Here is a 20,578-nt window from a genome sequence, read left to right on the forward strand (position 1 = left end):
GCGTTGTGAGCCATCGTTTCCAACCGCGACCTTCGTCGCAATTCCTCGCTTGCCGTCCGTCACTTACACTCAGGAAGCCGGGTCGCACGCCGCGCGGGCGGCGAGGAGAGGCCACCGACATGTCCGCCCATCGCCTGCTCGCCCCTCTCCTGCTCGCCCCGCTCCTGCTCGCGGCGCTTGCCGCCCCCGCCGCTGCGGCACCGGCGCGCGGCGTCTCCGCCTTCGTCACCGCGCCGCTCGACCCGCGCGCCACCATGGTGCGAGGCGTCGGCGACGGTCGCGCCGACGACAGCGCCGCGCTCCAGCAGGCGATCGACGCCGCGGCCGACCAGGGCGGCGGCGGCATCGTCTTCCTGCCGCAGGGCCGTTACCGCATCACGCGCACGATCTTCCTGTGGCCGGGCGTGCGGCTGTTCGGCGTCGGCGCGCGGCGGCCGGTGATCGCGCTCGGTGCCGACTCGCCGGGTTTCCAGAAGGGCGTCGCGCACATGATCGTCTTCGCCGGCGCGCGCCGCTCGGGCGCGGGCGGGCGCAGCGAGGGCGGGCGCGTCGGCGCCGCGCCGCCGCGCCGCATCCCTTTCCCCGTCGCGGGCAGCGTGCCGTTCGACCCCGCCATCGCCGACGCCAATCCCGGCACCTTCTACTCCGCCATCAGCAACGTCGACGTCGCGGTCGGCAAGGGCAACCCGGCCACTGCGGCGATCCGCTTCCACGCCGCGCAGCACGCGTATCTCAGCCACATGGACTTCGACCTCGGCCCCGCGCTGGCGGGCCTGTACCAGGTCGCCAATGTCGCGCGCGACCTGCATTTCCGTGGCGGCCGCTACGGCATCCTCGCCGAGAAGCCCTCGCCGGCCTGGCCGTTCACCTTGATCGACTCGAGCTTCGCCGGCCAGCGCGACGCCGCGATCCGCGAGCATGAGGCGGGGCTGACGCTGGTCAACGTGGCATTCCGCGACACGCCGGTCGGCGTCGAGATCGATCGCGGCTACGGCGACTGGTTGTTCGGCCAGGACGTGCGTTTCGAGAACGTGTCGCGCGCGGGCGTGATCGTCTCCAACGAGAACAACGCCTACACGCAGGTGACGTTCGAGAACGCGCTGGCACGCCGCACCCCGGTGTTCGCGCGCTTGCGCGACAGCGGCACCGAGCGGCGCGGCGCCGGCCCCAGCTATCGCGTGACCAGCTTCAGCCACGGCCTCGCCGTCGACGGCTATGCCACGATGGGCACGCCGCGCACCACGATGGCGGCCGAGCGGCTCGCCGCGCTGCCACCGCGCCGCGCCGACGCGATCCGCGCGCTGCCCGCGACGCGCGAGTGGTTCAACGCGCGCGATGCCGGCGCCAAGGGCGATGACCGGAGCGACGACACCGCGGCGCTGCAGCGCGCGATCGATGCGCACCGCACCGTCTACCTGCCCGCCGGCCGCTACGTGGTGAGCGACACGCTGCGGCTGCGGCGCGACAGCGTGCTGGTCGCGCTCCACCCCAATCTCACCCAAATCCTGTTGCGCGAGAACACCTTCGCCTATCAGGGCATCGGCGCGCCCAAAGCGCTGCTGGCGAGCGCCGACGGCGGCGACGCGATCGTCAGCGGCGTTGGCCTCGCCACCGGCGGGATCAACCCACGCGCCACCGCCCTGCTATGGACCGCGGGGGCTGACTCGCTGGTCGACGACGTCAAGTTCCAGGGTGGCCACGGCACCGATCTCGCCGGCGGGGTGCGCTTCAACCCCTATAACGCCAACGCCACGGGCGACGCCGATCCGGCCAAGCGCTGGGACGCGCAATATCCCAGCCTGTGGGTGACGCGCGGCGGCGGCGGCACCTTCAATAGCCTGTGGACGCCCAACACCTACGCTCAGACGGGGCTGTACGTCTCCGACACGACCACGCCCGGGCGCGTGTACCAGATGTCGTCCGAGCATCACGGCCGCGTCGAGATCGCGCTGAACCGCGTGGCGAACTGGCAGTTGATCGCGCCGCAGACGGAGGAGGAGGGCGGCGAGAGCCGCGACGCGGTCGCGCTCGAGATCCGCGACTCGCACGATATCCTCGTCGCCAATCTCCACGCCTATCGCGTCACCCGTACCGCCAAGGCGCTGCCCGCGGCGGTGACGCTGTACGGCGCACGCGACATCCGCTTCCGCAACATGCACGTCAACGCCGAGAGCGGGCTGGCGACCTGCGACGAGAACGGCTGCGCCACCTTCCTGCGCGCCAACAAATTCCCGTACGAGAACGCGATCGTCGACGTGAGCGGCGGCGCGCAGGTGCGCGAGCGCGAGTTCGCCGCCTTCGACGTGCCGGCGAGCACGACGCCAGCCGCGCCCGCGGCGGCGAATGCGGCCGGGGGCACGGTCGAGAAGCTCGCCGGCGGCTTCGACGCGGCGGGCGGCGGCACGGTCGCGCCCGACGGCACGCTCTATTTCGTCGACCGCCTCCAGCAGCGCATCTACCGCTGGTCGGCGGCGCGCGGGCTCGGCATCGAGCGCGACACCACGCTCGACGCGGTCAGCCTCGCCGCCGACGACGCGGGCGACCTGCTGGTGCTCTCGGCGGCGGGGCGCGACGGCACCGTCTCGTCCTTCCGCCCCGGCACGAGCGAGCTGGCGCTCGACGTGATCGCGCCCACGCCCGTCGCGACGGGCACGTCGCGCGTACTGCTGCCGGGCGCCTGGTGGGTCAACGGCGAGTTCCGCGACCAGTACGATCCGGCGACCGACCGCTTCACCACGCTCGGACAGCTGTTCGCGCGGGACGTCGCCACCGCCCCGGCACGCGCGTCGGTCGCACCCGATGGCACGCTCGCGCTGCCGGCGTGGCGCGTGTTCCAGCAGGGTCCGCCCGACTTCCGCGCGCGGCGCTTCTCGCACGCGCTCGACGGCTACGGCCTGGTCGCGGCGCGCGTGGGCGAGCGCAGCTACGTCAGCAACGCCTCGGAGGCGCGCACCTACAGCGCGCTCGTCGGCGCTGGCGGCGCGCTGACCGACCTGCGCGTGTTCGCCGAGCGCGGCGGCGAGAGCGTCGTCGCCGACGCGCGCGGGCGCGTGTACGTCGCCAATGGGCAGGTGTTCGTCTACGGCGCTGACGGGGCAGCGCTCGGCCGGATCGACGTGCCCGAGCGCCCGCTCCAGCTGCTGCTCAGCCGCGACGGCACCGCGCTTTACGTGCTGACGCACCACTCGCTGTACCGCGCGCGGCTCTGAGCCGCGGCGTGTTCCTGCGCGTGCACGAGCGCGCCGCGCTCACCAGAAGGTCGCGTACAGCGCCACCAGGATCAGCACGAGCGCCAGCGCGCCAACGTTGAACGCCGCGCTGGTGGCGTAGCGCACGTCGCCGGTGACGATCGTGTCGCGGTCGTCGCGCCGCGGCGTCGCCAGCGAGGCGCCCACCGCCAGCGCCAGCGCGATCAGGAACACCAGCCCCATCCGGTCCATGAACGGCAGCCCGGGCAGCAGCAGCTTGAACCCCCAGGACAGCAGCACCGAGGCGACCGCGGCGATGATCGCGCCGGCCTCGTTGGCGCGCTTCCAGAACAGGCCGAGCAGGAAGATCACGGTGATGCCCGGCGTGAAGAAGCCGGTGAACTCCTGGATGAACTGGAACGCCTGCTCGGAGGATCCGACCAGCGGGCGCGCGGTGAGGATCGCGATCACCGTCGCCACCATCGCGGCGACGCGCCCGACCAGCACCAGTCGCGAATCGTCGACCGCGCCATCCTCCGCCGCGGACGGGCGGCGCTTGAACTTGGCCCAGACGTCGAGCGTGAAGATGGTCGCGATCGAGTTGATCTTGGAGGCGGTGGAGGCGATGATCGCCGCCACCAGCGCGGCGAAGACGAGGCCGAGCAGCCCGGTCGGCAGCAGCCGCATCATCGTCGGATAGGCCTCGTCGGGCTTGGCCAGCCCGGGCGCGAGCACCACCGCGGCGATGCCGGGCAGCACGATGATGATCGGCATCAGCAGCTTGAGGAAGGACGCGAACAGCACGCCCTTCTGCGCCTCGGCCAGCGACTTGGCCGCGAGCGCGCGCTGGATGATGTACTGGTTGAAGCCCCAGTAGCTGAGGTTGGCGATCCACATCCCGCCGATCAGCACCGACAGGCCGGGCAGGTCCATGTAATGCGGGTTGTCGCGCGACAGGATCATCTCGAAGTGATCGGGCAGCTCGCGTGTCAGCCGCGCGAAGCCCGCGGCGAGCCCCGCGCCCTGCCCCAGTTCGCCGAGCGTGAGATAGGCGATGATCAGGCCGCCGAGCACCAGCAGCGTCACCTGCACGATGTCGGTCAGCGCCACCGCCTTCAACCCGCCCTTGAGCTGGTACAGCAACGCGAAGGCGCCGAGCACCACCAGCGCGATATTCTGGTCGACCCCCGCCACCTTGGTCACCGCGATCGAGCCGAGCCAGATGATGCTGGTGAGATTCACGAAGACGTACAGCGCCAGCCAGAACAGCGCCATCAGCGTCCGGATCGAGGGGCCGTAGCGCCGCTCGAGGAACTGCGGCATCGTGTAGATCTCGTTGCGCAGGAAGATCGGCAGGAAGAACTTGCCGACGATCAGCAGCGTCAGCGCCGCCATCCACTCGTAGGAGGCGATCGCGAGCCCGATGGCATAGCCCGAGCCCGACATGCCGACGATCTGCTCGGCCGAGATATTGGCCGCGATCAGGCTGGCGCCGATCGCCCACCACGGCAGGTTCTTGGAGGCGAGGAAATAGTCGGTGGTGTTCTTCGGCCCGGCGCCCGCCTTGTCGCGGCTGACCCATTGCGCCAGCGCGAAGATGAAGATGGCGTAGGCGACGACCACCAAGACGTCGATCGTGGCAAGCTGCACCCGTGTCTCTCCCATCCGCCGCGCATCGCGTGTCGCGCGCACTTGTAGATCGCGGCGGTCGCCTGTCCACCCGTGTCATGGGCGGGCATTTTTTCGCGACAAAGGTTGCGGCGCCGACACATGCCGCAATCCTGCGATGCGGCGTGCCCGCCACCACGGGGCCGAGGTCGCGGCGTTCCCGTGCTGTCCGCACCTCGCGTCGCCCGTTTCTCCTCCCGGTGGGCGGGCGGCGCCTTACTCGACCGCGGCGGGGAGGAGACGATGATGACCCTTCTGCTCGCCGCGGTCCTTCTGGCCGGGACCGCACCGGAGGCCGCCGTGCCGCCACCGCCGCAGCGCGTCCGCAGCGTCGCGCTCGCGCCCGGCGAGGCATGCCCCAGGCCCGCCGGCGACGAGGTGGTGGTGTGCGCCCCGCTCGACGAACCCTATCGCATCCCCAAGCCGCTGCGCCGTGCCGAGATCGCCGCGAAGAACCAGAGCTGGGTCAACCGCGTCGCCACCATGGACGAGGTCGGTCGGGTCGCCGGCGGGCTGCCGGACACCTGCTCCGCGGTCGGCACCGGCGGGCAGTCCGGCTGCACCCAGTCGATGATGCGCGCCTGGGCCGCGGATCGCCGCCAGCTCGCGCGTGAGAGCGCGGCGGTGCCGTGAGGGCATGAATGCGCGGCAGGCGCAGTGGAGCGGTCCGAGCGCGACGCCCTCCCCTCCCCCTAAGCGTCATCCTGAGCTTGTCTCAGGATCCACCGTGCCGCGAGCGCCCCCGCCGTCGTGAGCGCGGACGGGTAGATCCTGAAACGAGTGCAGGATGACGCAAGCGGATGAGGCGGCCGCAGCCATCGGCGCTCTGGGATCAAGCCGTGCGCCGGACCCGCCCTCCTCTCACCCCACCGGTATCGACTTGGCGGTGGGCTCGGCGTGCGCCAGCGCCTTCTCCTCGGCCTCGTGCGGCGTCGCGGGCAATCGGCCGCGGCGCCAACCGCCGTGGAGGTAGAAGCCGATCATCAGCAGCATCGAGCCGACCGAGCCGGCCGGAAAGCTCCACCAGATCGCGTCCGCGCCCCAGCGCGGCGACAGCCCCGCCGCCATGCCCAGCCGCAGCGGGAACATCGCGACGGCCAGGATCACCAACGGCCCGATCACCGCACCGTTGGCGCGCACCGTGGCGGACAGCACCATCGACACGCCGAACAGCACGAAGCTCCATCCGGCGATGAGGTTGATCCGCGCCGCGATGTCGACCGCGCCGCCGTCCTGCCCGAGGAACAGCCACAGCACGTGGCGGTCGAGCAGCGTCAGCAGCGCGACCAGCCCGCCGGTCAGCGCCAGGTTGGTGAGGATGCCGGTGCGCGTGATCCGCCCGACCCGATCCCACCGCCCCGCGCCGATATTCTGCGCCGCCATCGCGCTCACCGCCGCGCCCACCGCCATCGCGGGCATCTGCACGTAGGTCCACAATTGGTTCGCCGCGCCGTAAGCGGCGGTGGTGGCGGTGCCGTGGCGGTTGACCAGCCCGATCATCGCCAGCGCCGAGGTGGAGACCACCAGCATCTGCAATCCCATTGGGATACCCTTGGCGACGATCGTGCGCAGCAGCGCGGGATCGGGCAGGACGTAGCGCCACTCCGCCCCGCGCAGCCGCACCGGCAGGTCGCGGCGGTAGATATAGCCGAGCAGCGCGAGCAGCGAGACGCTGTTGGCGAGCAGCGTCGCCAGCGCCGAGCCCTCGATCCCCAGCGCCGGCAGCGGCCCCACCCCCCGGATCAGCAGCGGGTTGAGCACCACGTCGATGGCCGAGCCCAGCGCCATGAACTTGAGCGGGGTGATCGAGTCGCCGGTGCCGCGCAGCGCCATCGTCAGCAGCACCGAGAGGAAGCCCGGCGGCATCGCGACGAAGATCACGCGCAGATAGGCGAGCGCGAGCGGGTAGACCTCCGCCGACGTGGCGAGCGCGCGCAGGATCGCGGGCGCGGCGAACCAGCCGACCAGCAGCGTCACCACCGACACGCCCGCGAACAGCCCGAGCGAGGTGCCGAGCACGCGCCGCACCGCGTCGAGATCGCGCCGCCCCATGTTCTGGCCGATCAGGATCGTCGCCGCCATGCCGAAGCCGAACACCGCGGCGATCAGCAGGAACATGATGATGTTGGCGTTGGTGGTCGCGGCCAGCGCGCGCTCGCCGAGGAATTGCCCGATCCAGATCGCGTTGATCGAGCCATTGAGCGACTGGAGCACGCTCGAGCCGAGCGTCGGCAGCGCGAACAGCAGCAGCGTGCGCCCGATCGGCCCGGCGGTGAGGTCGCGCTGCGGCGGTCGCGCCATCGGTCCTGCTCCTCCCCTTGCCCGGCGACGGCTTTAGAGGCTTATCGTGCCGTGCGATAGCGGGCGTCAGTCGGCGAGAAAGGCGGCGAGCTCCTCCGCGCTGCCGGTCGGGAAAGCGGCGCGGAGATGGTCCAGGAAGGCGGCGACGCGCGCGCTCAGCAGCCGCCGCGTCGGGTAGAGCGCCCATAATCGGATCGGGGCGGCGTCGAGCTCGCCCCACAGCGCCAGCCGCCCCGCGGCGAGGTCACGCGCGACGAGCGAGATCGGCAGCCGCGCCGCGCCGACGCCTGCCAGCGCGGCGTCGCGCACCATCACCAGCGAGGACAGGCCGAGCACCGGCGTCACCGCGACGCTTCCCGCCACGCCGCCGGGGCGCAGCCGCCACTCGGCTCCCTCACCCACGGCGCCGCGCACCACCGCGGGGGCGCGCTCACCCGCTTCGGGCGGCGCCACGCCGGGCGCGGCGACCGCCACCAGCCGGTCGCGCAGGAAGGGGCGCCCGACCAACGCGGCGTCGGGCGCCGGGTCGACGCGGATGACGAGGTCATAGCCCTCCTCGACCAGGTCGACCGCGCGATCCTCGCTGGTCACCTCGAGCCGCACCTCGGGGTGCGCCAGCGCGAACCCGGCCGCCAGCCGCCCCATCGCGGTCTGCGAGAAGAGCAGGGGCGCGCTCACCTTGAGCCGCCCGCGCGGTGACCGGCCGCCCGCCGCCACCGCGGCGGCGGTCTCGTCCAGCTCGGTGAGCAGCGCGGCGGTGCGCTCGTACAGCGCACGCCCTTCCTCGGTCAGCTTGAGCGCGCGTGCGCCGCGCTCGAACAGCCGCAGGTCGAGCGCCGCCTCCAGCTCGGCGACGCGGCGTGACAAGGTCGCCTTGGGCCGCCCCGCGGCGCGCGCGGCGCGGCCGACACCGCCGTGGCGGGCGACCAGGGTGAAGTCGGCGAGGGCGAGCAGGTCCATGTGTCTCCCGGCGCGGTGTCTGATCTTCCCCTGCAAGGGGAGGTGGCAGCGCGTCAGCGCTGACGGAGGGGTGTCGCCGGTCGTGAGTCCAGCGTCACTCCTTGGCCGGGTCACCCCTCCGTCAGGCCTGCGGCCTGCCACCTCCCCTTGCAGGGGAGGATCAATCCAATTTGTCGCTTAACCTCTTACCGCCGAAGAGCCCGCCCGCGATACCGCACAGCGCTCAGAAGCCGATCGATGCCCGCGCCGCGATCCGGTCACCGGCATGGTCGAGCGCCGCATAGGGCGAAATCACCACCGCGTCGTCGCTGATGTCGGTGCCGGTATAGACCAGCGCGAGCGTCACCGGGCCGGTAATGTGCTCGAGCCCCACCGACCAGTCGCGGTAGCTGCCGGTCGGCCGCAGCCGCGCCGCGCGGACCGGATCGTCGACGCTGCCCGAGGAGCGGCCGAGGCTGGCGGCGAGCGTCCAGGGGGTGGCCGGGATGCCGACGCGCCCGCGCACGCCGAGATAGAGATTGTCGCCGCCGATCGCGCTCTGCGACGGCGCGTAACGCGCCTCCGCGCCTGCCTCGATCGGGCCGAGCGTGTAGCTGGCGCCGGCGCCGAGCTCACCATAGTCGAGCGCCCCGCCCGCGCCGGTGAACAGATGCCCCGTGACGAAGCCGTCGAGCCGGAAGCCGCCGGCGAGCCTGCTATAGCCGAGCGTCGGCTCGATCACCGCGTCGGCGCCGCCGTGGCGCGGGTCGCCGCGCGTGCCGGTGACCCGCGCGCCCAGGTCGATGCCGGAGGGCAGGTCGATCCGCGCCCAGGCGGCGGGAGCGAGCTGCGAGTCGCTCCAGCTCAGCCCGCGCCGACGCTCGTCGGTCGCGACCTCGACGCCGGCGTGCGGCGCGACCTGCGCCGCCGCCGGGGAAACGAGGGCGGCGCCGGTCAGCGCCGCCAGCAGGAAGGGACGCTGCCGCACTCAGCCGCGCACCCGGTCATGCGCCGCGTCGAGCTCGGCGACCAGCGAGTCCTGGTCGCGCGCGGCGACGGCGAGCAGATGCTCGCGCATCGTGCCGCTGCGCGCCGCGACGTCCTGCGCGATCGCGTCCTTCTGCGTGGAGCACCAGCCGGGGCGCGAGCCGGTCAGCGGCTTCTCGGCGCTGACGGTGCGCGCCAGCACGTGGCCGGCGGGATGACGCGCCTCGCGCTGCACCGCGACCGAGGCCTGCCAGGCGCAGCGCAGCGCGCTGGGCCGGCCCGGCGCGCCGACCGCGCCGACCTGGCGGTGAGTCACGCTGACGTCGCTGCGATAAGTCACGTCGACGCGCTGCCCGCGATGATCGAGCTGGACCTGATGGGCCGTGTCAGGGGCGGCGGCGGGCACCGGCTCGGTCGCGGTGAGCGCCAGGGCGAGCCCGGCGACGAGGGGAACGTACATAGTCTTCTCCTTGCGCTGCCCCGGGCCATGCTGCCCGGTGGCATCACCGAGATGAGGGCGTGTGCGCCCGCTTCAACGAAGCCGGGCGCGGGCGCAATGATTCATCACAGGCGATACGGCCAATGTTGCTGGCGTCGGGTCGGAGCGACAGTTGTGCGCGCCGCGGCGGCGCGGCACAGTCCTCGCGATGCCCTATGCTCCCGCTCTGCCCACCATCGCCGAGGCGATCCAGGCCTCGCTCAGCCCCGTCTTCATGCTCACCGGCATCGGCGCGCTGCTCAACGTGCTGACCGGGCGGCTGGCGCGCGTGATCGATCGCGCGCGCGTGCTGGAGGAGCGTCACCCCGCGCTCCAGCGCGATGACCGCACCCGCGCCGCCGCCGAGCTGCGTCGGCTGGCGCGGCGGATGAAGGTGATCAACGCCTCGCTGTTCCTGGCGGTGGCGAGCGCGGTGGCGACCTGCACCGTGGTGGCGATGCTCTTCGTCGGCGCGCTGACCCGCTATCATATCGGCCAGTGGGTGGCGTTCAGTTTCATCCTGGCGATGTCGCTGCTGATCGCCGCCTTCGTCGCCTTCATGGTGGAGGTGCGGCTGTCGATCCACGCGATCCGGGTGCGCGACGAACTGCTGCGGTAGGGAAGCCGGCCCGTCCGCCCTTCTACCGTCATCCCGGACTTGAGCCGGGATCCATCGCGCCGCGCACGCCGTCGTTCGAGGAAGCGCGCACGCGTTAAGCGCGCCGCCGATCGCGCTTTCGGCTCCAAGGATGGCGCCTGCGGAAGCATGGATCCCAGATCGAGTGCGGGATGACGGGTGGTTCGGGGCGCTGAGCGCACCTTCCCGCCGCGCACCTCCCCGATGAACCGGCGTCATCCCGAGCTCGTCTCAGGATCCACCGTCCCGCACACCCCCCGGCACTTGAGTGTGCGGCCGGGTGGATCCCGAAACAAGTTCGGGATGACGGCGGTACTTAAGGCGCGGGGCCTCGCCGCCGCGCCCCGCCGCCTCATCGCGTTGGGTCGATCAGATACTTTTCTCCGGTCGCCTTGCGCTCATAGGCGCGCAGCACGTCGGGATCGAGCGCCTCGGCCAGGCCGATCGTGCGGGTGTAGCGACTGGCGAAGGTGGTGGTCAGCTCGTCGACCACGCGCTGGCGCATCCGCGCCACCGTCTCGCGCCCGGCCTTCTGCAGCCACGGCGTCAGCAGGAAGCCCGAGACGCTCCACTGGAAGCCGAACGCCAGCCGGTTGAGCGTCGTCGGCGCGGTGTCGAGCGCGCCGTAGATGTACAGCTGCTTGAACACGGTCGAGCCGTAGCGGCTGTACTCGGTGGCGCGGCGGTTGGCGGCCTGCTCCATCGCCTGGACAATGTCGCTGCCGAGCGTGCCGCCGCCGATCGCGTCGAACGCGATTGTCGCGCCGGTCTCCGCGATCGCGTCGGCGAGACGGCGGCGGAAGTCCTCGGCGCGGCTGTCGAGCACGTGGGCGGCGCCGATATCGCGCAGCAGCGCCGCCTGCGCCTCGCTGCGCACCACGTTGACCAGCGGAACGCCGTCGGCGAGGCAGATCTTCTGGAGCATCTGCCCGAGGTTCGACGCCGCCGCGGTGTGAACGATCGCGCTATGCCCCTCCTGCCGCGCCGTCTCGACGAAGCTGAGCGCGGTCAGCGGGTTGACGAACATCGCCGCGCCGTCCGCCGCGCTGGCACCGTCGGGCAGCGGCACCACGTCGCGCGCGCGCAGCTTGCGATACTGGGCGTACATCGCGCCGCCCATCATCCCGACCGTGCGCCCCACCAGCGCCTGCGCCTCCGGACCCGCGGCGATGACCGTGCCCGCGCCCTCGTTGCCGACCGGCAGCGACTGGCCGAGCCGCGCGCGCACGCCGCCGATCCGCTCGCGCGGCACCTGGAAGCGCAGCTCGGGCCGCTCCGCGCTGCCGCCGCGCGCCAGCGTGGCGACGTCCGCCGGGCCGAGCAGCAGCCCGAGATCGGAGGGGTTGATCGGCGCCGCCTCGACGCGGACGATCAGTTCGTCGCCCTGCGGCGGCGACAGTGTCACTGGTTCGAGCGACAATGTCAGCGTGCCGCCCTCGTCCACGGTCGAGCGCAGTTCCAGCCCGGTCACCTCGTCCATCCTCGCCTCCTGTCCTGTCAGAGGTCGGGGATGCCGGTGCAAAGGTTTGCGGTCAAATCCGTTCTCATCCGCGCGCGGCTGAGGTAGCGCGGCAGCATGTTCGACCTCGACGCCTATCTCGCCCGCATCGAGCTGCCGGCGCGCCCCACCCGCGACGCCGCGGGGCTGGCGCGGCTCCAGCTCGCGCACCGGCTCACCATCCCGTTCGAGAATCTCGACGTGCGGCTCGGCCGCGCGATCGCGATCGACGGCGATTCCGTCGCGGCCAAGCTCGTCGCCTCGCGCCGCGGCGGCTATTGCTTCGAGCACAACCGTTTGCTGCTCGACGTGCTCGCCGCCCTGGAGATGACGGCGCGCCCGCTGCTCGCGCGCGTGTGGCTCGGCGCCGAGGCGACCCCGCCGCGCAACCACGCGCTGTCGCTGGTGACGATCGACGGCGCCGAGTGGATCGCCGACACCGGCTTCGGCGCGAGCTACGCGCCGGTGATGCCGCTGGTCGCCGACCAGGAGGCGACCGCGCCCGACGGCGCGCGCTTCCGGCTGGCGCGCGAGGACGACGGCGGCTGGCTGCTGTTGCGCGACGGCGATCCGGTCAGCACCGACGGGCGCACCGCGGCGGGGTGGAAAGGCACGAGCTGGCAGCCGCAATACAGCTTCACCACCGAGGCGGTGCACGACAGCGACCTGGCGATGAGCAACCACTGGGCGATGAGTGCGCCGGCGAGCCGCTTCACCCAGCGCGCGGTGGTGAGCATCGTGCTGCCGCACGGCTTCGCCGCGCTGACCGACCGCGCCTACCGCCGCCGCGCCGCCGGCAACACCGCCGAGGGCGAGATCACCGACCCGCGCGTCTATCGCATGCGGCTCAGCCTGATGTTCGGGATCGACCTGGCGAAGGAGGAGGTGGCGGCGCTGGGGCTGTTCTGAGGGGGGCTTTTCTCGTCATCCCGGCCCTGAGCCGGGATCCATGGTGCCACGAGCGCCTCAGTGGTGGTGTATGCGGCGCGATGGATCCCGGCTCAAGGCCGGGATGACGGTAGAGAGTGCGGGCCCCACCCTCGCGCCGCCCCTATCGCATCCCCTGCTCGCGCAGCCGCGGGTGATCGGGCGGCAGCGGCGGGGCGAAATCCTCGCGGCGCCAGATCGCGTCGGCCGGCTCCTCGGGATCGGGCCGCGCGAAATCGACGTAGCCGAAATAGGTCGCGATCAGCCGCTCCCCGGGATCGGTGATCGCGGTGCGGCCGTGCAGGAAGCGCGTGTTGTCGAGCATCAGCACGTCGCCGTTCCGCCACTCGACCGGTACCATCAGCCGGTCACCGACCGCCTTGATCGCCTGCAGCCACGCCTCGGGCACCGGGCGCCCGTCGTCGAGCACGGGATGGTCCGGCCGGTTGTTGTTGAAGCGCGCGAACAGCAGGAAATTGCCGAAGGCGGGCGCGTCGGCGAACATCGGCCGGTGCAGCGCCGGGCGCGAGAAGAAGCGCACGATCGTGCCGTCGGGGAAACGCCGGAACTGATAGGGGCAGGCGGACGGCGGCGCCGCGAGCTGCGAGTCGCTCGGTGTCTCGGTGCCGAGCCAGTAGCGCAGCAGCGAGGGCCAGACCGGCTTGATGTACAGCAGCCGGCGGTGCAGCAGCCCGGCGCGCACCGCCTCGGGCAGTTCGCGCGCCAGCGCGACGCCGTCGCAGATCGTCGTCTGCCCGCCGCGGGTCGGTGCTGAGAGGCAGGCGAAGAAGGCGGCGTCGGGCTTCCACGGCTCGCGCGACAGCTCGGGGTGGAGCGCGAAGGCGCCGGTGCCGCCGTCGACGGTGTGGATGTTGGCGGCGGGATCGATCGGCTTGCGGCCGGGACTCTCGTTGACCACGGCGGTGCGGCAGAAACGCTTGGCGAAGTGGCGGAACGAGTCGACGTCGGCGCCGAAGCCGCGGAACAGCAGCGCGCCGTGCGTGCGATACAGGTCGACGACCTCGTCGCGGTCGAGCGCGGCGAGCCGCTCGGCGTCCTCGGCCACGATCAGGACATGAGGGCGGCCCGGCCCCGGCAGCGTGATATCCGGCATAACTTACTGGATTAGCGAGGAGCGACCGTCGGCGCTATAGCGTGCCATGGCCCTGACGCTCGCCGACCTGTACGCCTCGCCCGACCATTATCTCCAGCGCTTCGAGCGCGACGCGGCGGTGTTCGTGCCGATGGACCGCGCCGCCTATCACCGCTCGATCTTCCTCGACGCGCGGATCGCCCCGGCGGCGCCGCAGGAGATGCGGCTGCCGGTGGCGATGCTGCGCGATCCGCCCCCGCCGCGCGCGACCGCCTGGATCTTCCATGTCGCGCACTGCGGCTCGACGCTGCTGGCGCGCGCGCTCGACTCTGTCGAGGGCGGGTTGGTGCTGCGCGAGCCGCAGGCGCTGCGCCAGACCGCGCTCGCGTTCGATCCGACTCGGCTGGCGCTGGTCACCGCGATGCTGGGGCGGCGCTATCGCGACGACGCGCCGACGCTGGTCAAGGCCAACGTGCCGGTCAATTTCCTGCTGCCCGCGCTGGCGGCGGCGCAACCGGAGGCGCGCGCGATCCTGCTCTACCTCCCGCTGCGCGACTATGCGCTCGCGATCCTCCGCAGCGACACGCACCGCGCGTGGCTGCGGCGCGTCACAACCGACTTGGCGCCGCATCTCGGCGACCTCGCGGGTGCGCCCGACGCGGTGCGCGCGGCGCGGCTGTGGTCGGCGCAGATGACCCACTTCGCGGCGGCGCTGGCGGCATGGCCGACCGCACGCTCGCTCGACGCCGAGCGTTTCTTCGCGGCGCCGGGGGAGGTGCTGAAGGTGGCGGCGCGGCAGCTGGCGCTGCCGCTGGAGGGCAAGTGGCTGGAGGACGTGGCGGCGGGAGAGCTGTTCGCGACCTACTCGAAGAACCCGGCGCAGGCCTTCGACAATGCGGCACGCGTGGCCCGCCGGGCGGCGCTGGAGCGCGAGCTCGCGGCGGAGCTGGCGCTGGCGGAGGCGAGCGCGGGCGACCGGGCGGACGCGCGCGCGGTGGCGGCGGCGGCGCTGGGGTAAGCTACTGAGATCCTCCCCGGCACGGGGAGGGGGACCGCGCCGCGAAGCGGCGTGGTGGAGGGGGGCTTCCACAAGCGCTGCGCTAGGTGGAGAGCCACTCGCCTGCGGCAGCGGTCCCCCTCCCCGTCGTGCGGGGAGGATCTAGCCGCCCCGCCCTTCCAGCATCGCCACCATCTCCGCCGCGAGCAGCGACAGCGTGTCGTCGCGCGCGCCCATCACCACGATCCGATCTCCTGGCCGCGCCACCGCGACGCAGTGCGCCGCAGCGCTCGCGCGATCGGGGATGTGGATCGCCTGCCGCCCCGCCACGCCCACGTCGCGCACCACGTCGGCGCTGGTCACCTCGCGCGTCACCGTGCCGCCCTGGTAGACCGGGTCGGGCAGCACCAGCAGGTCGTCTGCCGCCAGTCGCCCCGCGAACATCGCCGCCAGCTCGGCGCGCATCACCTTGAGCGGGCCGTAGCCGTGCGGCTGGAACAGCACGATCAGCCGACCGGGAAAGGCGTGGAGCGTGTCGAGCGTCGCGGCGATCTTGTCGGGATTGTGCCCGAAGTCGTCGATCACCGTCACGCCCGCGGCGCTGCCGACGAGATCGAAGCGGCGGCGCAGGCCCTCGAACCGCTGCACCCCCGCTACTGCGGCGTCGAGCGAGACCCCCGCCGCCAGCGCCGCGCCGATCGCCGCCAGCGCGTTGGCAACGTTGTGGCGCCCCGGCACCTGCAGCGCCACCGCTCGGCGCTCGTCGCGGTGGTGAAGCGTGAAGCGCGCGGCGAACGGGGCCTCCTCGACCCCGTCGGCGTACAGGTCCGCGCCCGCGTCGCGCAGCGAGAAGCGAGCCACGCGCGCGGGCGGCAGGCGCAGCGCCAGCGTCGCGGCGTCGGCATTGTCGGCGTTGACCACGGCGTGGTGCGCCTTGACGAGGAAGTCGCCGAACAGCGCGTTGAGCTCGTCGAGCGACTTGTGATCGAGGCTGACGTTGTTCAGCACCGCCACCTGCGGCGCGTAGAGCGCGATCGAGCCGTCGCTCTCGTCGACCTCGCTCACATAAGCGTCGCCCTGCCCCACCAGCGCGCTGGCGAAGGGGCGGTCGGCGCGCGCGACATGCTTCATCACCGCGCCGTTCATCACCGTCGGGTCGCGCCCGGCAGCGCCGAGGATCGCGGCGATCATGCCGGTGACGGTCGACTTGCCGCTCGTCCCCGCCACGCCGATCGGCAGCGCGCTGGCGTTGAACAGCCGCGCGTTGAGCTCGGCGCGCGACAGCCGCCGGCAGCCGAGCCGCGCCGCCGCGACCATGTCGGCCACGGTTTCCTCCACCGCGGCGGAGGCGACCACGATCTGCTCGGGCGCGGTGACGCCGCTGCCGTCCTGCGCGAAGAGATCGATGCCGAGCGCGCGCAGCGCCTCGAACTTGGCGGGGACACGGCCCTGGTCGAGCCCGCGGTCGCTGCCCGCGACGGTCGCACCACGCCCGCGCAGGATCATCGCCAGCGGCATCATCCCCGATCCGCCGATACCCACCAGAAAGAAACGCTGGTCCGCCACGTTGCCGTCATGCATGGCGCCGGGCTATCCGCCTTCACCGGGCGGGTGGCAAGCGGGAGTGTCGGGACTTCGCCGTGCGACGCTCAGAATTGCTGTCCGGTCGAGCGGACACCCGCCAAGAGCGCGCGAGTTGCGGCACAGGGTGGTCCCAAGAGAATGTCACCGCTGAGATGCCACCGTGCGCCGCGGGCGGACCGGTCGTCGCCGATGAGCCGCACTACCCGCACCCCGCCAACAAGCCCGCCGAGATAATACCAGACGATTGTCTCGTGCCGTCCCATATAGGCGCGGAGGAACTGCCGCTCCGGCGGGCTCGTCGCCGCGGCTACATCGTTGAGTCGAAAAGGAGCGTCCCTCTCCGCGATGCGCAGATGCTGACGCGCGAACTCATCCGCAATCGCCGGCGCCGCGTTTAGCCGCTCGACCCGCCTGTATTGCTTGCCTAGACGGCAGGTAGGAAGGGTAAGCGAGGGAGGACGGCGCACGACTTCGATGCCGCCTTGCGTCAGCGCCAACGACACCAGCGGGAGCGCGGCAATAAGATTAAGCATGAGCCGTCCTTCAACGTTCTAATTACTTGGATCGGTTAACCACAGCTCTGATCCCCCCGCGAGATCGAATAGGTTGTAGAGGCAATCGAGTCAGTGTTCGTATATTTTCCATCACCATGCGTGGTTCGGCCTGCCTCAAACTTAGTGCCAAAGTAGCCGTTATATCCGGTGGCAATCTTGTTCGCCTTATCGATTGCATCCATTTCGGGAGATCCGGGCAAAGCGGCATGACATATCTCGTGCGCCAGCGCCAGAACCGCGGGAACAGACTTAGTCACTCCATTTTCATCCCAGCTAGGGTAAGAAAAGGGATCCCACGACACAGTGTTGTTTTGAGTGTCAAACATATCTTGTTTGCCACCATCCGCCGTATCAATCCTGATTAGATTAAAGGCTGCGTTGTTTGAGTGCGCCTGGTCGATCACCTGCCTGGCGGTTGCCGAGCCTTCATAAAGCTTGTTCATTGCGTCGTCGAACCCGCTCTTCGCCGGCTGACACCATGTACGACCGCTTACTTGAATGTCGGCGGCGTGGGTGTACCGCCGCCGATGATGATCGGTGTGCCGACGTCAGCGGCGGGTGGCGGGTTCTTCCCGACGACCACGACCTCGGGCCCGGGCTCGGTGCCTTCCTCGCATGGCTGACCATCTGGCTGCGGACACGGACCGGCTCCGGCTGTGTGATACACCAATTCCGCAGTATCTACCTCAGTCATCACTATGCCTCGCTCACTTGATGAGGCTGACGCAATTGTACATTGTTGGATGACGATTTCACTTATATCTGCGATTAGGAAACCGTTGACTACGCCATCACGGCATTTTCAGAGTGATAATCTCTTCCGTTCGACGGTCGCGCCGCGCCCGCGCAGGATCATCGCCAGCGGCATCATCCCCGATCCGCCGATACCCACCAGAAAGAAACGCTGGTCCGCCACGTTGCCGTCATGCATGGCGCCGGGCTATCCGCCTTCACCGGGCGGGTGGCAAGCGGGAGTGTGCGCGATGCGGATCGGAGTGCTGGCGGCGAGCAGCGTCGCCAACCCGGACGTGATCGCGCCGGTCTCGGCCTTCGCCGCGCTCGCCTTCCCCGAGATCGATCTGGTCTTCCACCCGCAATGCTACGCGCACGACGGGCATTTCGCCGGCTCGGATGCGGTGCGCGCCGCCGCCTTCCTCGAGTACGCCAACGATCCCGCCTTCGACGGCATCTGGTTCCTGCGCGGCGGCTATGGCTCGAACCGGTTGCTCGCGACGATCATGCCGCAGCTGGGCGAGGCGGCGCGGCGCAAGACCTATCTCGGCTATTCCGACGTCGGCTTTCTGCTCGGCGCGCTCTACGCGCGGCGGATCGGCCATCCGGTCCACGGACCGATGGCGAGCGACATCCGGAGCCACGGTGGCGACGCGACGGTGGCGCGCGCGCTCGGCTGGTTCGCGCGGCGCGACCGCGCCGGGCTGGAGCCGGGGCTCGACGGCCGTCCCGCGGCGGCGTTCAACCTCTCGATCCTCGCCGCGCTGGTCGGCACGCCCTACCTCCCCGACCTCGCCGACCATGTGCTGATCGTCGAGGAGGTGTCCGAGGCGATGTACGCGATCGACCGCATGCTGTTCACGCTCGGCAACGCCACCCAGCTGCGCAGCCTGGCGGGCGTACGGCTCGGCGCGGTGACCGCGGTGAAGGAGAACGACCCCGCCTGGGGCGAGCCGCTCGACGGGATGATGACGCGCTGGTGCGGCGAGCTGGGGGTGCCGTATCTCGGCCGCGCCGAGGTGGGGCACACGCAGACGAACCGGGTGGTGCCGTTCGGGGTGGCGTGAGGGTAGGCTGATCGCTCACCCATCCTACCAGCACCACCCCGGCGCACGCCGGGCTCCAGTTGGCGGACGTCGGAGAGTGCGACGGCAGCCTTCCCACCTGGACCCCGGCGTGCGCCGGGGTGGTAGTGAGTGACGCGAGTCCAGGTCCGAACGCCTCCCATACGACAACACCCGGGCAGCGCGTGCTGCCCGGGTGTCGCTCGTCCCGTGCGAGACGGATCGGCGGACCGACCGTGACTGGCCCCGCCCCGGCCTGAGCCGGCGCGGGACCGTCAGCGGCTTAGAAGTCCATGCCGCCCATGCCGCCCATGCCGCCGCCGGCGGGCATGGCCGGAGCCTTGTCCTCGGGCAGCTCCGAGACGGTCGCCTCGGTGGTGATCAGCAGGCCCGCCACCGACGCGGCGTTCTGCAGCGCGGTGCGCACCACCTTGGTCGGGTCGATCACGCCGGCCTGGACCAGGTTCTCGTAGGTGTCGGTCGCGGCGTTGAAGCCGAGCGAGGTGTCGTTGCCGTCGAGCAGCTTGCCCGAGACCACCGCACCGTCGTGACCGGCGTTCTGCGCAATCTGGCGGACCAGCGAGGTCAGCGACTTGCGGACGATGTCGACGCCGCGCGTCTGGTCGTCGTTCTCGCCGTTGAGACCGTCGAGCGCCTTGGTCGCGTACAGCAGCGCGGTGCCGCCGCCTGGGACGATACCTTCCTCGACCGCGGCGCGGGTCGCATGCAGCGCGTCGTCGACGCGATCCTTGCGCTCCTTCACCTCGACCTCGGTCGAACCGCCGACCTTGATCACCGCCACGCCGCCGGCCAGCTTGGCCAGGCGCTCCTGGAGCTTCTCGCGGTCATAGTCCGAGGTGGTCACCTCGATCTGCTGGCGGATCGCCTCGGTGCGGCCCTTGATCGACTCGGCATCACCCGCACCGTCGACGATGGTGGTGTTGTCCTTGTCGATCGACACGCGCTTGGCGGTGCCGAGCATGCCGAGCGTGACGCTCTCGAGCTTGATGCCGAGATCCTCGCTGACGACCTCGCCCTTGGTCAGGATCGCGATGTCCTCGAGCATCGCCTTGCGGCGATCGCCGAAGCCCGGCGCCTTGACGGCCGCGACCTTGAGGCCGCCGCGCAGCTTGTTCACCACGAGCGTGGCGAGCGCCTCGCCCTCGATGTCCTCGGCGATGATCAGCAGCGGACGGCCCGACTGCACCACCGCCTCGAGGATCGGCAGCATCGCCTGGAGCGACGACAGCTTCTTCTCGTGGATCAGGATGTACGGGTCGTTGAGCTCGACCGACATCTTCTCCGGGTTGGTGATGAAGTACGGCGACAGATAGCCGCGGTCGAACTGCATGCCCTCGACGACGTCCAGCTCGAACTCGAGGCCCTTGGCCTCCTCGACGGTGATGACACCTTCCTTGCCGACCTTCTCCATCGCCTCGGCGATCTTCTCGCCGACCTCACGGTCGCCGTTGGCCGAGATGATGCCGACCTGCGCGACTTCCTGCGAGCCCGAGACGGGCTTGGAGCGCGCCTGGAGATCGGCGACGACCTTGGTCACCGCCAGGTCGATGCCGCGCTTCAGGTCCATCGGGTTCATGCCGGCCGCGACCGACTTCATGCCCTCGCGGACGATCGCCTGCGCCAGCACGGTGGCGGTGGTGGTGCCGTCACCCGCGATGTCGTTGGTCTTCGAGGCCACTTCGCGCACCATCTGCGCGCCCATGTTCTCGAACTTGTCCTTGAGCTCGATCTCCTTGGCGACCGACACACCGTCCTTGGTGATGCGGGGCGCGCCGAAGCTCTTGTCGATCACGACGTTGCGGCCCTTCGGCCCCAGCGTGACCTTCACCGCGTCGGCGAGGATGTCGACGCCGCGCAGGATGCGCTCGCGCGCGTCGCGGCCGAATTTCACGTCCTTGGCTGCCATGTGG

At 71.0% G+C, this 20,578-nt stretch carries 18 protein-coding genes; 6 read left to right on the plus strand and 12 right to left on the minus strand.

Annotation, left to right across the window (positions count from 1 at the left end; translation table 11 throughout):
• Positions 1-119 precede the first annotated feature (119 nt).
• Positions 120-3,209 carry a glycosyl hydrolase family 28-related protein gene (locus tag FHY02_RS09920; RefSeq protein WP_183921767.1) on the plus strand — a complete coding sequence of 1,030 codons (3,090 nt, stop codon included), beginning with the start codon at positions 120-122 and terminating at the stop codon, positions 3,207-3,209.
• A gap of 39 nt (positions 3,210-3,248) precedes the next feature.
• Here the strand turns inward: FHY02_RS09920 and FHY02_RS09925 are convergent, their stop codons facing one another.
• Positions 3,249-4,838, minus strand: a complete 1,590-nt coding sequence (locus tag FHY02_RS09925; RefSeq protein WP_183921768.1) for a sodium/sugar symporter — start codon at positions 4,836-4,838, stop codon at positions 3,249-3,251.
• A gap of 264 nt (positions 4,839-5,102) precedes the next feature.
• Here FHY02_RS09925 and FHY02_RS09930 point away from each other — a divergent pair, with 264 nt between their 5' ends.
• Positions 5,103-5,489, plus strand: coding sequence for a hypothetical protein (locus FHY02_RS09930; protein ID WP_260172835.1), 387 nt, complete (start codon positions 5,103-5,105; stop codon positions 5,487-5,489).
• A 228-nt stretch (positions 5,490-5,717) separates the two neighbouring features.
• Here FHY02_RS09930 and FHY02_RS09935 read toward each other — a convergent pair whose 3' ends face one another.
• The 4 genes from FHY02_RS09935 to FHY02_RS09950 form a co-directional block, all read right to left on the minus strand.
• Entirely contained in the window at positions 5,718-7,157 is a 1,440-nt protein-coding gene (locus tag FHY02_RS09935; protein WP_183921770.1) for an MATE family efflux transporter, read from the minus strand.
• Positions 7,158-7,223: 66 nt separating this feature from the next.
• Complete coding sequence (locus FHY02_RS09940) at positions 7,224-8,117, minus strand: LysR family transcriptional regulator (RefSeq protein WP_183921771.1); 894 nt, start codon at positions 8,115-8,117, stop codon at positions 7,224-7,226.
• Positions 8,118-8,340: 223 nt separating this feature from the next.
• Complete coding sequence (locus FHY02_RS09945) at positions 8,341-9,084, minus strand: TorF family putative porin (protein WP_183921772.1); 744 nt, start codon at positions 9,082-9,084, stop codon at positions 8,341-8,343.
• Complete coding sequence (locus tag FHY02_RS09950; protein ID WP_183921773.1) at positions 9,085-9,543, minus strand: hypothetical protein; 459 nt, start codon at positions 9,541-9,543, stop codon at positions 9,085-9,087.
• 187 nt (positions 9,544-9,730) lie between these two features.
• On the opposite strand from FHY02_RS09950, the gene FHY02_RS09955 reads away from it, so the two are divergent.
• Complete coding sequence (locus FHY02_RS09955; RefSeq protein WP_183921774.1) at positions 9,731-10,180, plus strand: DUF2721 domain-containing protein; 450 nt, start codon at positions 9,731-9,733, stop codon at positions 10,178-10,180.
• A gap of 370 nt (positions 10,181-10,550) precedes the next feature.
• On the opposite strand, the gene FHY02_RS09960 is transcribed toward FHY02_RS09955, so the two are convergent.
• Positions 10,551-11,678: a zinc-binding dehydrogenase gene (locus tag FHY02_RS09960; RefSeq protein WP_183921775.1), complete on the minus strand. Its 1,128-nt coding sequence runs from the start codon at positions 11,676-11,678 to the stop codon at positions 10,551-10,553.
• A 96-nt stretch (positions 11,679-11,774) separates the two neighbouring features.
• Here FHY02_RS09960 and FHY02_RS09965 point away from each other — a divergent pair, with 96 nt between their 5' ends.
• The gene (locus FHY02_RS09965) at positions 11,775-12,605 is read left to right on the plus strand and encodes an arylamine N-acetyltransferase (RefSeq protein ID WP_183921776.1); all 831 of its coding nucleotides are present in this window, start codon (positions 11,775-11,777) and stop codon (positions 12,603-12,605) included.
• Between the two features lie 142 nt (positions 12,606-12,747).
• Here the strand turns inward: FHY02_RS09965 and FHY02_RS09970 are convergent, their stop codons facing one another.
• A complete protein-coding gene (locus tag FHY02_RS09970) occupies positions 12,748-13,737 on the minus strand; it encodes a TauD/TfdA family dioxygenase (RefSeq protein ID WP_183921777.1) in 990 nt (329 codons plus the stop codon).
• Positions 13,738-13,783: 46 nt separating this feature from the next.
• Here FHY02_RS09970 and FHY02_RS09975 point away from each other — a divergent pair, with 46 nt between their 5' ends.
• Positions 13,784-14,734 (plus strand): hypothetical protein, encoded by a 951-nt coding sequence (locus tag FHY02_RS09975; protein ID WP_183921778.1) that lies wholly within the window; start codon positions 13,784-13,786, stop codon positions 14,732-14,734.
• Between the two features lie 141 nt (positions 14,735-14,875).
• On the opposite strand, the gene FHY02_RS09980 is transcribed toward FHY02_RS09975, so the two are convergent.
• From FHY02_RS09980 to FHY02_RS22995, 4 genes are all read right to left on the minus strand, one after another.
• Positions 14,876-16,294, minus strand: a complete 1,419-nt coding sequence (locus FHY02_RS09980) for a glutamate ligase domain-containing protein (protein ID WP_183921779.1) — start codon at positions 16,292-16,294, stop codon at positions 14,876-14,878.
• A 68-nt stretch (positions 16,295-16,362) separates the two neighbouring features.
• Entirely contained in the window at positions 16,363-16,830 is a 468-nt protein-coding gene (locus FHY02_RS09985; RefSeq protein ID WP_183921780.1) for a hypothetical protein, read from the minus strand.
• A 35-nt stretch (positions 16,831-16,865) separates the two neighbouring features.
• Positions 16,866-17,294, minus strand: coding sequence for a hypothetical protein (locus tag FHY02_RS09990; RefSeq protein ID WP_183921781.1), 429 nt, complete (start codon positions 17,292-17,294; stop codon positions 16,866-16,868).
• A 359-nt stretch (positions 17,295-17,653) separates the two neighbouring features.
• Positions 17,654-17,782 (minus strand): hypothetical protein, encoded by a 129-nt coding sequence (locus FHY02_RS22995; protein WP_260158625.1) that lies wholly within the window; start codon positions 17,780-17,782, stop codon positions 17,654-17,656.
• Between the two features lie 52 nt (positions 17,783-17,834).
• Here FHY02_RS22995 and FHY02_RS09995 point away from each other — a divergent pair, with 52 nt between their 5' ends.
• Positions 17,835-18,650, plus strand: coding sequence for an LD-carboxypeptidase (locus tag FHY02_RS09995; protein ID WP_183921782.1), 816 nt, complete (start codon positions 17,835-17,837; stop codon positions 18,648-18,650).
• A gap of 280 nt (positions 18,651-18,930) precedes the next feature.
• Here the strand turns inward: FHY02_RS09995 and groL are convergent, their stop codons facing one another.
• Complete coding sequence (gene groL / locus FHY02_RS10000; RefSeq protein WP_183921783.1) at positions 18,931-20,574, minus strand: chaperonin GroEL; 1,644 nt, start codon at positions 20,572-20,574, stop codon at positions 18,931-18,933.
• Positions 20,575-20,578: the final 4 nt, after the last annotated feature.

This window comes from Sphingomonas sp. BK069 (genome assembly GCF_014193405.1).
Lineage (GTDB): Bacteria > Pseudomonadota > Alphaproteobacteria > Sphingomonadales > Sphingomonadaceae > Sphingomonas.

Excerpts from the sequence above, each read along its gene's own strand:
- FHY02_RS09920 (WP_183921767.1), top strand. The coding sequence starts at position 120 with ATGTCCGCCCATCGCCTGCTCGCCCCTCTCCTGCTCGCCCCGCTCCTG.
- FHY02_RS09930 (WP_260172835.1), top strand. The coding sequence starts at position 5,103 with ATGACCCTTCTGCTCGCCGCGGTCCTTCTGGCCGGGACCGCACCGGAG.
- FHY02_RS09935 (WP_183921770.1), bottom strand. The coding sequence starts at position 7,157 with ATGGCGCGACCGCCGCAGCGCGACCTCACCGCCGGGCCGATCGGGCGC.
- FHY02_RS09940 (WP_183921771.1), bottom strand. The coding sequence starts at position 8,117 with ATGGACCTGCTCGCCCTCGCCGACTTCACCCTGGTCGCCCGCCACGGC.
- FHY02_RS09950 (WP_183921773.1), bottom strand. The coding sequence starts at position 9,543 with ATGTACGTTCCCCTCGTCGCCGGGCTCGCCCTGGCGCTCACCGCGACC.
- FHY02_RS09955 (WP_183921774.1), top strand. The coding sequence starts at position 9,731 with ATGCCCTATGCTCCCGCTCTGCCCACCATCGCCGAGGCGATCCAGGCC.
- FHY02_RS09960 (WP_183921775.1), bottom strand. The coding sequence starts at position 11,678 with ATGGACGAGGTGACCGGGCTGGAACTGCGCTCGACCGTGGACGAGGGC.
- FHY02_RS09965 (WP_183921776.1), top strand. The coding sequence starts at position 11,775 with ATGTTCGACCTCGACGCCTATCTCGCCCGCATCGAGCTGCCGGCGCGC.
- FHY02_RS09970 (WP_183921777.1), bottom strand. The coding sequence starts at position 13,737 with ATGCCGGATATCACGCTGCCGGGGCCGGGCCGCCCTCATGTCCTGATC.
- FHY02_RS09975 (WP_183921778.1), top strand. The coding sequence starts at position 13,784 with ATGGCCCTGACGCTCGCCGACCTGTACGCCTCGCCCGACCATTATCTC.
- FHY02_RS09980 (WP_183921779.1), bottom strand. The coding sequence starts at position 16,294 with ATGCATGACGGCAACGTGGCGGACCAGCGTTTCTTTCTGGTGGGTATC.
- FHY02_RS09985 (WP_183921780.1), bottom strand. The coding sequence starts at position 16,830 with ATGCTTAATCTTATTGCCGCGCTCCCGCTGGTGTCGTTGGCGCTGACG.
- FHY02_RS09990 (WP_183921781.1), bottom strand. The coding sequence starts at position 17,294 with ATGAACAAGCTTTATGAAGGCTCGGCAACCGCCAGGCAGGTGATCGAC.
- FHY02_RS22995 (WP_260158625.1), bottom strand. The coding sequence starts at position 17,782 with ATGCATGACGGCAACGTGGCGGACCAGCGTTTCTTTCTGGTGGGTATC.
- FHY02_RS09995 (WP_183921782.1), top strand. The coding sequence starts at position 17,835 with ATGCGGATCGGAGTGCTGGCGGCGAGCAGCGTCGCCAACCCGGACGTG.
- groL (WP_183921783.1), bottom strand. The coding sequence starts at position 20,574 with ATGGCAGCCAAGGACGTGAAATTCGGCCGCGACGCGCGCGAGCGCATC.